This is a genomic window from Vibrio mangrovi (genome assembly GCF_024346955.1).
Taxonomy (GTDB): Bacteria; Pseudomonadota; Gammaproteobacteria; order Enterobacterales; family Vibrionaceae; genus Vibrio; species Vibrio mangrovi.
In genome coordinates this window covers 2773401-2787613 of sequence record NZ_AP024883.1, presented here as the reverse complement: position 1 = coordinate 2787613, position 14213 = coordinate 2773401, and the positions used below count along the sequence as shown (strand labels likewise).

The 14213-nt window shown below is 45.7% G+C and carries 16 protein-coding genes; 15 read left to right on the top strand and 1 reads right to left on the bottom strand.

Going from position 1 to position 14213, the window contains the following annotated elements; all coding sequences use genetic code 11:
* Positions 1 to 74: 74 nt before the first annotated feature.
* The 4 genes from tgt (at position 75) to secF (ending at position 4507) form a co-directional block, all read left to right on the top strand.
* Positions 75 to 1208 (top strand): tRNA guanosine(34) transglycosylase Tgt, encoded by a 1134-nt coding sequence (gene tgt / locus OCU74_RS12300; protein WP_087480009.1) that lies wholly within the window; start codon positions 75 to 77, stop codon positions 1206 to 1208.
* Positions 1209 to 1319: 111 nt separating this feature from the next.
* Positions 1320 to 1652 carry a preprotein translocase subunit YajC gene (gene yajC, locus OCU74_RS12295; RefSeq protein ID WP_087480008.1) on the top strand — a complete coding sequence of 111 codons (333 nt, stop codon included), beginning with the start codon at positions 1320 to 1322 and terminating at the stop codon, positions 1650 to 1652.
* Between the two features lie 19 nt (positions 1653 to 1671).
* A complete protein-coding gene (secD, locus tag OCU74_RS12290) occupies positions 1672 to 3528 on the top strand; it encodes a protein translocase subunit SecD (protein WP_087480007.1) in 1857 nt (618 codons plus the stop codon).
* 31 nt (positions 3529 to 3559) lie between these two features.
* Positions 3560 to 4507, top strand: coding sequence for a protein translocase subunit SecF (gene secF / locus OCU74_RS12285; protein WP_087480006.1), 948 nt, complete (start codon positions 3560 to 3562; stop codon positions 4505 to 4507).
* Between the two features lie 208 nt (positions 4508 to 4715).
* Here secF and suhB read toward each other — a convergent pair whose 3' ends face one another.
* Positions 4716 to 5519, bottom strand: a complete 804-nt coding sequence (gene suhB / locus OCU74_RS12280) for an inositol-1-monophosphatase (protein WP_087480005.1) — start codon at positions 5517 to 5519, stop codon at positions 4716 to 4718.
* A gap of 199 nt (positions 5520 to 5718) precedes the next feature.
* Between suhB and trmJ the strand changes: the two genes are divergently transcribed.
* The 11 genes from trmJ to ndk all read left to right on the top strand — a co-directional run bounded on the left by trmJ (position 5719) and on the right by ndk (position 14202).
* The gene (gene trmJ / locus OCU74_RS12275; RefSeq protein WP_087480004.1) at positions 5719 to 6444 is read left to right on the top strand and encodes a tRNA (cytosine(32)/uridine(32)-2'-O)-methyltransferase TrmJ; all 726 of its coding nucleotides are present in this window, start codon (positions 5719 to 5721) and stop codon (positions 6442 to 6444) included.
* Between the two features lie 113 nt (positions 6445 to 6557).
* A complete protein-coding gene (gene iscR, locus OCU74_RS12270) occupies positions 6558 to 7079 on the top strand; it encodes a Fe-S cluster assembly transcriptional regulator IscR (protein WP_087480003.1) in 522 nt (173 codons plus the stop codon).
* 26 nt (positions 7080 to 7105) lie between these two features.
* Complete coding sequence (locus tag OCU74_RS12265) at positions 7106 to 8320, top strand: IscS subfamily cysteine desulfurase (protein WP_087480002.1); 1215 nt, start codon at positions 7106 to 7108, stop codon at positions 8318 to 8320.
* Positions 8321 to 8356: 36 nt separating this feature from the next.
* On the top strand, positions 8357 to 8740 hold the full coding sequence (gene iscU / locus OCU74_RS12260; RefSeq protein WP_087480001.1) for a Fe-S cluster assembly scaffold IscU: 384 nt from the start codon (positions 8357 to 8359) through the stop codon (positions 8738 to 8740).
* A 64-nt stretch (positions 8741 to 8804) separates the two neighbouring features.
* A complete protein-coding gene (gene iscA / locus OCU74_RS12255) occupies positions 8805 to 9128 on the top strand; it encodes an iron-sulfur cluster assembly protein IscA (RefSeq protein ID WP_087480000.1) in 324 nt (107 codons plus the stop codon).
* A 122-nt stretch (positions 9129 to 9250) separates the two neighbouring features.
* Positions 9251 to 9766, top strand: coding sequence for a co-chaperone HscB (gene hscB, locus OCU74_RS12250; protein ID WP_087479999.1), 516 nt, complete (start codon positions 9251 to 9253; stop codon positions 9764 to 9766).
* A 20-nt stretch (positions 9767 to 9786) separates the two neighbouring features.
* Complete coding sequence (gene hscA / locus OCU74_RS12245) at positions 9787 to 11643, top strand: Fe-S protein assembly chaperone HscA (RefSeq protein WP_087479998.1); 1857 nt, start codon at positions 9787 to 9789, stop codon at positions 11641 to 11643.
* Positions 11644 to 11656: 13 nt separating this feature from the next.
* Entirely contained in the window at positions 11657 to 11995 is a 339-nt protein-coding gene (gene fdx, locus OCU74_RS12240) for an ISC system 2Fe-2S type ferredoxin (protein ID WP_087479997.1), read from the top strand.
* 36 nt (positions 11996 to 12031) lie between these two features.
* Complete coding sequence (gene iscX, locus OCU74_RS12235; protein ID WP_087479996.1) at positions 12032 to 12226, top strand: Fe-S cluster assembly protein IscX; 195 nt, start codon at positions 12032 to 12034, stop codon at positions 12224 to 12226.
* Positions 12227 to 12396: 170 nt separating this feature from the next.
* Positions 12397 to 13683: an aminopeptidase PepB gene (pepB, locus tag OCU74_RS12230; protein ID WP_087479995.1), complete on the top strand. Its 1287-nt coding sequence runs from the start codon at positions 12397 to 12399 to the stop codon at positions 13681 to 13683.
* Positions 13684 to 13764: 81 nt separating this feature from the next.
* Complete coding sequence (gene ndk, locus OCU74_RS12225; protein WP_087479994.1) at positions 13765 to 14202, top strand: nucleoside-diphosphate kinase; 438 nt, start codon at positions 13765 to 13767, stop codon at positions 14200 to 14202.
* Positions 14203 to 14213: the final 11 nt, after the last annotated feature.

Here is a 14213-nt window from a genome sequence, read left to right as displayed (position 1 = left end):
GTTTGTAAAGAACATTCGTATGAGAGAGTTTCTCGTAGACCGTCAGATTGTTTCTCTGGCACTTTGGAGGCGTTGTGAAGTTAAAATTTGAACTGAAAAAGAAACACGGAAATGCCCGGCGCGGGCAGATCACTTTTGAACGGGGTACTGTACAGACACCGGTGTTTATGCCGGTTGGAACTTACGGCACGGTAAAAGGAATGACCCCTGAAGAGGTTAAAGATACCGGTGCTGAGATCCTGTTGGGTAATACGTTCCATCTCTGGTTACGTCCGGGGCAGGAAATTATGAAAATGCATGGTGATCTGCATGACTTTATGAACTGGCAAGGGCCGATTCTGACCGATTCCGGTGGTTTTCAGGTTTTCAGTCTTGGTGATATTCGTAAGATTACTGAAGAAGGTGTCCATTTCCGTAACCCGGTTAACGGTGAAAAAATTTTTATGGATGCGGAAAAATCGATGGAGATTCAGAGAGATCTGGGATCAGACATCGTGATGATTTTTGATGAATGTACACCTTATCCGGCAACCCATACTGAAGCGAAACAGTCGATGGAAATGTCACTGCGCTGGGCAAAGCGTTCCCGGGAGCATTTTGACCAGCTGGAAAATCCCAATTCATTATTCGGGATCGTTCAGGGTGGCGTGTACGAAGATCTACGCGATGTCTCTGTCAAAGGTCTGACTGAGATCGGCTTTGACGGATATGCTGTCGGTGGTCTGGCAGTTGGTGAACCGAAAGAAGATATGCACCGGATTCTGGAACATACCTGTCCGCAGTTGCCTGAAGATAAGCCACGCTATCTGATGGGTGTCGGAAAACCGGAAGACCTGGTTGAAGGTGTGCGGCGCGGTATCGATATGTTCGATTGTGTGATGCCGACTCGTAATGCCAGAAATGGTCATTTGTTTGTGACCGGTGGTGTGGTAAAAATTCGCAATGCTAAACACAAAACAGATACAACACCGTTGGATCCGCATTGTGATTGCTATACATGTAAACATTATTCCAAGTCTTATCTGCATCATCTGGATCGTTGCAACGAAATTTTGGGTGCCCGTTTGAATACCATCCATAATCTTCGCTACTATCAGAGATTGATGGCAAGCATTCGTCAGGCGATTGAAGAAGATCGGTTCGATGCTTTTGTCGAGGAATTTTATGCTCGCAGGGAGCGTGATGTACCGCCGCTTGCTAAAGTCTGATCTGATTGCGTCATAGGCAGGAAAGCACCAAATGGTTGAAATTCTTATGGCGCAACCCAACTATAAGACTAAATACGATTTAACAACAATAACCCGAGAGGACGTTTCTCAATGAGTTTAATTTCTGTTGCCCACGCTGCGGGCGAAGGTGCACCACAGGGTGGTGGTTTTGAAATGCTGATCATGCTGGCTGTATTTGCGGTGATTTTCTATTTCATGATCTATCGCCCACAAGCCAAACGTGCAAAAGAGCATAAAAGTCTGATGTCTTCTATGTCAAAGGGTGACGAAGTGTTAACCAGTGGTGGTCTGGTCGGCAAAATCACTAAGATTGCTGAAGATAATGACTTCATCACCATTGAACTGAACCCGAATAATCCTGTTGTGATTAAAAAGGACTTCGTTACTGCAGTGTTGCCAAAAGGTACGCTTAAATCTCTATAACAGCTAGAGGATCCTCGCTGTGCTGAACCGTTATCCATTATGGAAGTATCTGATGGTGGTATTTGTCATCGCCATCTCTGCACTGTATGCACTTCCAAATATTTACGGTGAAGATCCGGCTGTTCAGATAACTGGGGCGCGTGGTGCCTCCGTTGATATGGCAACGCTGGATTCTGTCACCCGGTCGCTTGATAAAGCGCACCTTTCTTATAAATCAGCCGCTTTAGAAAACGGCTCTGTTCTTGTCCGGTTTAATAGTACCGATACACAATTGAGTGCCCGGGACACAATACGTGATGCGCTTGATAGCAATATGATCGTGGCATTAAACCTTGCTCCATTAACCCCGGACTGGCTCGAATCTATCGGTGCGACACCGATGAAGCTGGGGCTTGATCTGAGAGGTGGTGTTCATTTCCTGATGGAAGTTGATATGGATGCCGCCATGGACAAATTGCTGACACAGGAAGAAGACGCTTTCCGGACCGAACTTCGTGAGGCGAAAATCCGTTACCGTGCTGTTCATACAGCCGATAATCAGCGTCTGGAAGTTGTTCTGCGTAATGAAGAGCAGGCAAATCAGGCTGTCAATGTACTTCAACCGAAACACCGTGATATGACGATTCTTGCGACTGACAGTCAGGGACGTTATGTGTTGACGGCAACTTATACTGAAGCTCGCTTGCAGGAAATTCGTAATTATGCGGTTGAACAGAATATTACGATTTTAAGAAACCGGGTGAATGAACTGGGTGTTGCCGAACCATTGGTTCAGCGTCAGGGTGCCAGCCGCATTGTTGTTGAACTGCCAGGGGTTCAGGATACAGCCCGGGCGAAAGAGATTCTGGGTGCTACGGCAACGCTGGAATTCCGCGAAGTTGATACCAGTGTTGATCTGGCAGCGGCTGCGGCTGGACGAGTTCCTCCGGGAACAGAAGTCAAACAGGATCGTCAGGGCCGCCCGGTCGTGCTGAAAAAACGTGTCATTCTAGGCGGTGCCAGCATTACTGATGCGAGCTCCAGTGCTGATGAATATGGCCGTCCTCAGGTCAATATTTCTCTCGACAGTGAAGGCGGCAGTAAAATGGCTGCATTTTCCGAGAAAAATATCGGGAAGCTGATGGCGACTGTTTTTGCCGAGTATAAAGACAGTGGTCGTAAAACGCCTGAAGGAAAAGTCATTCTGAGTAAACATGAAGAAGTGATTAACCAGGCAACCATTCAGTCTGCTCTGGGCCGTAGCTTCCGAATTACCGGTATCGACTCTTCTGCTGAAGCGCATAACCTTGCATTGCTTTTGCGTGCCGGTGCGTTGATTGCTCCGATTTCTATTGTTGAGGAGCGGACAATTGGTCCGTCTATGGGGCAGCAGAACATCGATATGGGGGTTCTGGCATGTATCTGGGGTATGGTCGCTGTCATGCTGTTTACCGCGCTTTACTATCGTAAGTTCGGTTTGATTGCGAATCTGGCTCTGGCAGCTAACTTAGTCTTGATTGTCGGTGTGATGTCGATGATTCCGGGGGCGACGATGACTCTGCCGGGAATTGCCGGTATTGTCCTGACTGTCGGTATGGCCGTGGATGCTAACGTATTGATCTTTGAGCGGATCCGGGAAGAACTTCTTGAGGGGCGTAATCCGCAACAGGCCATCCATCAGGGATATGCCAATGCGTTTAGTACGATTGCCGATGCGAATATCACAACGCTGATTACTGCAATTATTCTGTTTGCTGTCGGAACCGGGGCAATCAAAGGATTTGCCGTGACACTGTCCATTGGTATTCTCACCTCAATGTTTACTGCCATTATTGGTACACGTTGTGTGGTGAACTTGCTTTATGGCGGCAAGCGAATTAAGAAATTGTCGATCTAACAGTCGTCACCATGAAAAGCTGGGAATAGATATGTTTCAAATTCTAAAAGCAAAGCACGCGATCGGGTTCATGCGTTGGTCGAAGTTTACCTTCGCTTTTTCGGCGTTATTAATTATCGCGTCCATTGTGATGATCGCAACCAAGGGATTTAACTGGGGGCTTGATTTTACTGGCGGAACTCTGATTGAAGTCAGTTTTGAGCAGCCGGCAGATCTCGAACAGGTCAGAAGTTCTCTGGAAGCCAAAGGTTTCGGAGATGCAACCGTTCAAAACTTTGGTTCAGCCAAAGATGTCATGGTTCGTCTTCGTCCCCGCAAAGATGTTGCCGGGGAAACGCTGGGTAATCAAATCATCAGTGCAATTAATTCCGGAACGGGTCAGCATGTTGAAATGCGCCGTATTGAGTTTGTCGGTCCGAATGTTGGTGATGAACTGACAGAAGCTGGTGGCATGGCAATTCTGGTCTCATTGATCTGTATCCTGATGTATGTCTCGATGCGGTTTGAATGGCGTTTATCTGCTGGTGCGGTTCTGGCCTTGGCTCACGATGTGACCATTACTCTGGGAATATTCTCTCTGTTACAGATTGAGGTCGATCTGACTATTGTCGCGGCACTGTTAACAGTGGTTGGTTACTCACTGAACGATACTATCGTGGTGTTTGACCGGATTCGGGAGAATTTCCGGAAAATGCGGAAGGGTGAGTCTGCTGAAGTAATGGATAATTCTATTACTCAAACGTTAAGCCGGACTTTGATTACTTCCGGAACCACTTTGTTTGTTGTCATCGCTCTGTTTGTTGAAGGTGGTGCAATGATCCACGGTTTTGCTCTGGCCTTGTTGCTCGGGATTACCGTCGGGACATACTCTTCAATCTATGTTGCTTCGGCACTGGCTCTCAAGCTGGGTATTCAGCGTGAGCACTTACTTCAGCCTCAGATTGAAAAAGAAGGGGCAGAGTTTGACGAGTTGCCTTAACGGCTAAACTCACACAGCATGTCATTTTGCTCATTGGATTGGTGGAAGTGACCATTCTGATGAGCAGGATGGAACAGTTGCATGAGTGATGTTCATATGACGCGTTAATTGTCAGATATAAAAAAACCGCTGATTGCAGCGGTTTTTTTGTGTTCAGACCATCCATTCTCACGTATTTATCATGCAGTGAGTGCATGGCAGGAAATAATTACTTCAGAATTGCTTCATTACCCTGTTCGCGGACATGTTTCAGGATTGCTTTGGTTACTTTAGCACTGGAAGCAACGATATTGCCTGATTTCATATACTCAGTTCCACCGGCAAAGTCAGTGACAATTGCGCCGGCTTCGCGGGCAATCAAGTCACCGGCAGCCATATCCCATGGCTTCAGACCCAGTTCAAAGAAACCGTCGACACGGTTGGCTGCTACGTAGCATAAATCCAGAGCAGCAGAACCTGTTCTGCGGAAGTCTGCGCATTCAGTGAACAGTGCAGAAACGATTTTCAGATAAGATTCAGCATGTTGTTTCTGTTTGAAAGGAAAACCGGTTGCCAGAACAGTGCCTTGTAAATCTTTGAGTGCATTGACCCGAATTCGGGAATTGTTTAGCTGTGCACCCGCACCGCGTTGTGCTGTAAACAACTCATTCAGCATTGGGTCATAAACACAGGCAACTTCTGTTCTCCCTTTGATGCGAACAGCAATGGAGACGGAGAAATGGGGAAGTCCTTTGAGAAAGTTAGTGGTGCCATCCAGTGGGTCGATGATCCATTGTACGTCTTGATCTTTTCCTTCAATCACACCATTTTCTTCTGCGATAATGACATGTTCCGGATATGAGTTTTTGATAACGTCAACAATAATAGACTCAGCTTCTTTGTCTACATTAGTAACGAAATCGTTCGTACCTTTTTGAGTGGACTGAATTTTTTCAGCATTTTCTAGTGATTTAGCAATATGATTGCCTGCTTTTCGTGCGGCACGAATAGCAATATTAAGCATTGGATGCATACGAGTTTCCCAACGGATGTTAAAGAACGAAAAAAGCGGGCGAAGTATACCAGAGTTCTCTGAAAAGGGAAGTGGTTAAATTGTGTTCTGTAGTGGTGATTATTTCTCTCAGAACCTGACTATTTTTGTCTGCTTTATGATAATATCGGCAGCCACTTAATTATAAAGTCGTTTAATCTCGAAGAAAGTAGAATTACACATGCTCAGTCAAGTGAAAGTCGTTCTGGTCGGCACTTCCCATTCAGGCAATATAGGTTCAGCAGCCCGGGCGATGAAGGTCATGGGACTCAGACAGATGGTTTTGGTTGATCCTCAATGTGAAGTTGATGCTCAGGCGATTGCAATGGCAGCCGGAGCCAGTGAAATCGCATTGAATGCGACTGTCGTGGATTCTCTTGAAAAAGCGGTTGCTGATTGTCAGTTTGTGGTTGGCAGTAGTGCCCGTTCCCGAACTTTATCCTGGCCGATGCTGACACCGAGAGAATGTGGAGAACGTTTTGTTCTGGAAAGTGAACAAGCCCCGGTAGCATTAGTTTTTGGTCGGGAGCGCACCGGTCTGACGAATGAAGAACTACAAAAGTGTCACTATCATGTGGCGATTCCTGCAAACCCGGAGTACAGTTCTCTGAATCTGGCGATGGCGGTACAAACCCTTTGTTATGAGATCAGAGTTGCTCATCTGGAGTGGCAGGCATCAGCTTTTCCTCATCAGAAGGACACAGTGGATTATCCGCGTCATGAAGAGTTGGAACGCTTTTATCAGCATCTGGAAAAAGTTCTGCTTCAGACTCAGTTTATTTCCGAAGATCAGCCAAATCTGGTGATGAATAAACTTCGTCGTTTGTTTAGTCGTGCCCGACCTGAATCTCAGGAAATCAATATATTAAGAGGTATTTTGACTTCGATTGAAAAGGTGTCAAAATAACCACTGTAAACGAAAGGTTAAATACCTGACTAAATTAGTCAAACAAATACTTGACCCATTTGGTTGGTTATGTCACACTGCTATCCACATAAACGGTGTGGATACAAGTGATTATGAGATTAACATCAAAAGGAAGATATGCAGTGACCGCCATGCTTGATGTGGCTCTGCATTCGCAACAAAATCCAGTACCGCTGGCTGATATTTCTGAGCGCCAGGGGATTTCTTTGTCCTATCTGGAGCAGTTATTTGCAAAACTGCGTAAAGCAGGGCTGGTAGCAAGTGTTCGGGGACCGGGAGGCGGATATCGCCTGGGTGCTGAAGCTTATGCTATTTCTGTCGGACATGTAATTGGTGCGGTCGATGAATCCGTCGATGCAACCAAATGTTCAGGAAAAGGGGATTGTCAGGGAGGAACCCGCTGCCTGACTCATACACTTTGGTGTGATTTAAGTTCCCGAATCAGTGATTTTCTCAATAACATCACACTGGGCGATCTGATGAATGATAACGAAGTAATAGAAATTTCAGATCGACAGAATGTAGACCTTGCAGTTACTCAGGGGCGCACACAGCAGAATTCATCTTTGGTTCCGACCGAGCCTGTGTCTCTTGAAGCGAATGCGCGGTCATAGTTGCTAGTTTTACATTGGAGTAGAAAATGAAACTGCCTATTTATTTTGACTATTCAGCGACATGCCCGGTTGATCCTCGTGTTGCTGAAAAAATGGTTCAGTACATGACGGTCGATGGTATTTATGGTAACCCGGCATCTCGTTCTCACCGTTATGGCTGGCAGGCAGAAGAAGCTGTTGATACGGCACGTGAGCAGATTGCAGCATTGCTGAATGCTGATTCAAGAGAAATTGTTTTTACATCGGGCGCAACTGAGTCTGATAACCTTGCGATTAAAGGTGCAGCACACTTTTACGGCAAGAAAGGTAAACATATCATTACCTGTAAAACAGAGCATAAAGCCGTTCTGGATACCTGTCGTCAGCTTGAGCGTGAAGGCTTTGAAGTCACATACCTTGAGCCGGAATCAAATGGTCTGATCGATTTGAACAAGCTGGAAGCTGCAATGCGTGATGACACAGTTCTTGTCTCTATTATGCATGTGAACAATGAGATCGGTGTGATTCAGGATATTGAAGCAATCGGTGAACTGTGTCGGGAGCGCAAAATCGTTTTTCATGTCGATGCAGCACAATCAGCCGGAAAATTACCGATCGACGTGCAGAAGCTGAAAGTTGATCTGATTTCTTTGTCCGCCCACAAAGTATATGGGCCGAAAGGTATTGGTGCGCTTTATGTTCGCCGTAAACCACGGATTCGTCTGGAAGCTCAAATGCATGGTGGCGGCCACGAGCGTGGATTCCGTTCCGGTACACTTCCAACACATCAAATTGTTGGGATGGGCGAAGCCTTTCGGATTGCCAAAGAAGAAATGCAGCAAGACTATGATCATGCGAAGAAATTGCGGGATCGTATGCTGGCCGGGCTTGAAGGGATGGAAGCGGTAACGATCAATGGCGATCTAGAACAGCGTCTTCCGAATAACCTGAACATCAGTTTTGCGTATGTTGAAGGTGAATCGTTACTGATGTCTCTGAAAGATCTGGCTGTTTCATCAGGCAGTGCCTGTACTTCTGCCAGTCTGGAGCCTTCGTATGTCTTACGTGCTCTGGGGATGGACGATGAACTGGCTCATAGCTCGATTCGTTTTTCGTTTGGTCGTTTTACGACGGAAGAAGAGGTAGACTACGCGGTTGAGCAAATCCGTGTAGCTGTAGATAAATTACGCGACATGTCTCCTCTATGGGATATGTACAAGGAAGGCGTTGATTTGAGTTCTGTTGAGTGGGCTCATCATTAATTTCTTCCCGGCGATAGAGGATATGAGGTAATCATCATGGCATATAGTGATAAAGTAATTGACCACTATGAGAATCCACGCAATGTCGGTTCTTTTGATAAAGAAGATCCGAGTGTCGGAAGTGGTATGGTAGGTGCTCCGGCGTGTGGTGACGTTATGAAACTGCAGATTAAAGTTTCACCGGAAGGCATCATTGAAGATGCAAAATTTAAGACCTATGGGTGTGGTAGTGCGATTGCTTCCAGCTCGCTGGTAACTGAGTGGGTTAAAGGTAAATCAATTGATGAAGCTGCAGCAATAAAGAATGCTGAAATTGCGGAAGAACTTGAATTGCCTCCTGTCAAAGTGCATTGTTCAATTCTTGCTGAAGATGCGATTAAAGCAGCCGTTGCGGACTACAAGAAAAAGCACGAGCTTTAAAAGAAATCGAGGGAATCTTTGAGATTCCCTCCTCAAACCCACTAGATTTTAAGGTTAGAGTTGTATGGCCATCACCTTAACTGAAACTGCAGCAGATCGAGTCCGTACCTTTTTAGAAAACCGGGGAAAGGGAATTGGCTTACGTTTAGGTGTCAGAACAACGGGTTGTTCCGGCATGGCATATGTACTGGAATTTGTTGACGAAGTAAACGAAGAAGATCAGATCTTTGAGGAACATGGTGTCAAAGTTATCATTGATCCAAAGAGTCTGGTTTATCTTGACGGCACTCAGTTAGATTATGTCAAGCAGGGGTTAAACGAAGGCTTTGAATTCAACAATCCGAATGTGAAAAGTGAATGTGGTTGTGGTGAAAGCTTTAATGTTTAACATAGCAGTTCCCATTCATATGACAACATCCATGCGTACAACAATCGAGTGTACGACGACATCGGAAGTCAGGAAGCGTTAATGTTGAATTGGATAGCCGATGAGTCAGGACTGATATTAACATGAATTACTTTGAATTATTTGGGCTACCAATTCAGTTTAATCTGGATGGTAGCCTTCTTTCTTCTCAGTTCCGGGAATTGCAGAAACGCTTTCATCCGGACAATTTTGCGACGGCTTCAGAACGGGAGCGTTTAGTTGCGGTACAGAAAGCATCTGAGATTAATGATGCCTACCAGACACTGAAAAATGATATTCGCCGCGCTGAATATCTGTTAATCCTTCAGGGAATTGATCTTCGCAGCGAGCAGCAGACTATGCAGGATCCGGAATTCCTGATGGAGCAGATGTTGTTACGTGAAGAGCTGGAAATGCTTGAAAGCGATACTGATGCCCATGATAAACTGATCGATTTTGAAGGCAAAGTCAGCAAAATGTATAAAACGCAATTGACTGGCCTGCGAGAAGAACTGGAGCAATCTCAATGGGAAGTTGCTGCTGATTCAGTCCGGAAACTCAAGTTTATTGCCAAACTAAGACATGAAATCGAACGGGCCGAAGAGAAACTTCTCGGTTAGTTCAGAAAAAGGAAAGCCCAATGGCATTACTGCAAATTGCTGAGCCTGGTCAGAGTGCTTCACCTCATCAACACAAGCTGGCTGCAGGCATTGACTTAGGTACAACAAATTCTCTGGTGGCTTCGGTCCGGAGTGGTTCGGCCGAGACACTACCTGATGCGAATGGGCAGAGTATTGTCCCTTCTGTCGTGAATTATTCTCAGGAAGAAATACTGGTCGGTATTGAGGCCAGAAAAAAAGCACAGCGAGATCCAGAAAATACAGTTATTTCGGTGAAACGACTGATCGGTCGTTCTTTGCATGACGTTGAACAGCGTTATCCTCATTTACCCTATCGGTTTAAATCCAGTGATCATGGTTTACCTGTGTTACAGACCGCACAGGGTGACAAAAATCCAATTCAGGTTTCCGCGGATATCCTCAGAACACTGGCTCGTCGGGCGGAGCAAACGCTTGGTGGTGAGCTGGCTGGTGTTGTCATTACCGTTCCCGCTTATTTTGACGATGCTCAGCGTGCCGGAACCAAAGAAGCCGCTAAACTCGCCGGGCTGCATGTCTTGCGGTTACTGAATGAACCAACTGCTGCTGCGATTGCTTATGGTCTCGATTCAGGTCAGGAAGGCGTCATTGCGGTCTACGATTTGGGGGGCGGTACATTTGATATTTCTATTCTGCGTCTGTCAAAAGGTGTATTTGAAGTATTAGCGACCGGAGGAGACTCCGCTCTTGGTGGTGATGATTTTGACCATCTTATTGCGGATCATCTGAAAGAGTGTATTGCGATTGAACATGCTCTGAGTGCTGAAGAGTACCGGATGTTACTGGATGCGGCATCTCAGGCGAAAATTGATCTTTCTGATGCTGAAACAGCAGATATTTCTGTTCTGGGATGGAACGGACAACTGAGCCGTACCCAGTTTGAAGCACTGATTCAGCCTTTGGTGAAAAAAACGCTGATGTCTTGCCGCCGGGCTCTGAAAGATGCGGATGTTGATGCCGAAGACGTGATTGAAGTCGTGATGGTCGGTGGTTCAACCCGGACGCCATTCGTACGTGAAATGGTTGGTGAATTTTTTGGTCGCCAGCCGCTGACCAGTATTAATCCCGATGAAGTTGTTGCTATTGGTGCTGCGACTCAGGCGGATATTCTGGCTGGTAATAAACCGGATTCGGAAATGTTGTTACTGGATGTTATTCCGTTGTCTCTGGGAATTGAAACCATGGGTGGTCTGGTGGAAAAAATTATTCCCCGTAACACGACTATTCCTGTTGCCCGTGCTCAGGAATTTACAACATTTAAAGATGGTCAGACAGCCATGATGATCCATACGGTTCAGGGAGAACGGGAAATGGTTGACGATTGTCGATCGCTGGCGCGTTTCTCTCTGAAAGGCATTCCACCAATGACTGCTGGCGCTGCGCATATCCGGGTAACTTATCAGGTTGATGCTGATGGTCTGCTTTCCGTGACGGCGATGGAAAAAAGTACCGGAATTCAGGCTGAAATTCAGGTGAAACCGTCTTATGGTTTAAGTGATGACGAAGTTGCAAACATGCTCAAAGATTCTATGGCTCATGCAGAAGAAGATATGAGAGCCAGAGCATTGATGGAACAGTGTGTAGAAGCTGACCGGGTCATTGAAGGTTTGATTGCTGCAATGCAGGCTGATGGTGACGAACTATTGAATGAGCAGGAAAGAGGCGAGCTTCTGACGGCGATAGAGACGCTGATCGCTTTGAGAAATGGTGATGATGCCGATGCGATTGAGCAGGGAATCAAAGACATTGATAAAGTAAGTCAGCCGTTTGCTTCACGTCGTATGGATAAATCGATTCGTGAAGCGCTGGCTGGTCAGTCTGTGGATGATATTGAGTAGTTGAGATACAAACATGCCAAAGATTATTGTTTTACCTCATGAAGAGTTGTGTCCGGAAGGCGCAGTACTTGAGGCTGAAACCGGAGAAACAGTTCTTGATGTAGCGCTGAAAAACGGTATTGGGATTGAGCATGCATGCGAGAAGTCGTGTGCGTGCACCACTTGCCATGTTATCGTACGGGAAGGTTTTGATTCGCTTGAAGAAAGTGATGAGCTGGAAGATGACATGCTGGATAAAGCCTGGGGGCTGGAACCCGAATCCCGGCTTGGCTGTCAGGCAAAAGTTGCTGATGAAGATCTGGTGATCGAAATCCCTAAATATACATTGAACCACGCAGCTGAAGATCATTAAGCTTTATTGCTGCCAGGTATTAAACAGGAATAAATGATGAAATGGACCGATTCACGGGATATTGCGATAGAGCTATGCGAACTTTATCCTGAGATTGACCCGAAGAATGTACGTTTTACCGACTTACATCAGTGGGTCATGGATTTGGATGGTTTCGATGATGATCCGAATCACTCGAATGAAAAAATTTTAGAGGCAATTATTCTGTGCTGGATGGAAGAAATTGATTAGTATGACTGTTGTTTCACAGTTGTTGTCTGTAAAAATAAATGAAGGTGAAAGCGGATCTTTACAGGTCCGCTTTTTATCAATTTGACATGTTTGCCGGATATAATGGTAAATTGACTGAATAAACCAGAAAAATAAGCGGCAAAAAAGCGAATTAAAGACAAGGAGAGACCATGTCTGTAAATATGTCAGTATATATAAGTCAGGAAAAAGCTCCCGAACAGTGGGGAGAAAATGCGACGATTTCCTATTCCGAATCCGGTATAACGATTCATATTGATCCATCATCTTCCCCTCTAGTGACCATTCAGAAAGCAGCCCGCAAGATGGACGGGCAAGGTCTGCGTAATATTTCATTGCTCGGAAGTGAATGGGACTTGGAAACTATCTGGGCTTTCTATCAGGGATACCGGGATCCGAAAAAATTAAACACTCTGACTTGGGAAGCTCTTGCTGAAGATGAGCAGCAGGAATTGGATGCCAGAATCAAAACTTCAGGCTGGACTAGGGATGTGATTAACAAGAGTGCTGAAGAAGTTGCTCCCCGGCAACTGGCAACAATGGCAGCGGAGTTTGTGAAGTCACTGGCACCTGATACGGTTACTTATCGTATTGTGAAAGATAAAGATCTGCTTGCTGAAGGCTGGGCTGGTATTTTTGCCGTTGGGCGTGGTTCAGAAAGAACTTCAGCAATGTTGCAACTGGATTACAACCCGACCGGAGATGAAAATGCACCGGTTTATGCCTGTCTTGTAGGGAAAGGGATTACATTCGATTCGGGTGGCTATAGCCTGAAACCTTCAAACTTCATGACAACAATGAAGTCTGACATGGGCGGAGCTGCATTGGTTACCGGCGGTCTAGGGCTGGCAATTTTGCGCGGTCTGAATAAGCGGGTGAAACTGATTTTATGTTGTGCTGAAAATATGGTTTCCGGACGGGCTCTGAAGCTGGGAGATATCATTACTTATAAGAATGGTAAAACAGTTGAAATCATGAATACCGATGCCGAAGGTCGGCTGGTTCTGGCCGATGGTCTGATCTATGCCTGCGAACAGAATCCGGAAATGATTATTGACTGTGCGACGCTGACTGGTGCTGCGAAGAATGCTCTGGGTGTCGATTATCATGCTTTATTGAGTTTTGATGAGACGCTGAGTCATCACGCACTCTCTGTGGCAAAAGCAGAAAATGAAAGATTATGGCCGTTGCCACTGGAATCGTTCCATCGGGATATGCTGTCTTCCAGTTTTGCTGACCTGTCAAATATCAGTTCTGCTGACTATACACCGGGAGCGAGTACAGCTGCTGCATTTTTATCGAACTTTGTGGACAATTACCAGAAAGGTTGGTTACATATTGACTGTGCAGCAACTTATCGTAAGTCAGCAACGGATAAGTGGTCGGCAGGGGCGACAGGAATCGGTATTCGTACCCTGGCTCGTTTACTGAATGAATAAAACGGGCGAAATAAAATTCAGTTCAGGCCTTTAAGCCTGAATATCTGAATGACTATAAATACAAAATGAAAGGATAATTTTATGGCCTTAGAGAGAACCTTTTCTATCGTAAAGCCAGATGCTGTTGAGCGTAATCTGATTGGTGAAATCTATCATCGCATTGAAAAAGCCGGTTTGCAGATTGTTGCGGCAAAAATGGTGCATTTAACTGAAGAACAAGCCAGTGGTTTTTATGCCGAACATGAGGGAAAACCATTTTTTGAATCGCTGAAAGAGTTCATGACTTCCGGACCAATTATGGTGCAGGTGCTTGAAGGTGAGAATGCGATTGTCCGTTATCGGGAATTAATGGGAAAAACCAACCCGGAAGAAGCGGCTTGCGGTACGCTTCGTGCTGATTACGCAATCAGTATGCGTCTGAATTCGGTTCATGGCAGTGATAGCCCTGAATCGGCAGCTCGGGAGATTGCTTTCTTTTTCCCTGATTCGGAAATTTGCCCGAGAGTCTCTAATTTATAACGAGAAACCCC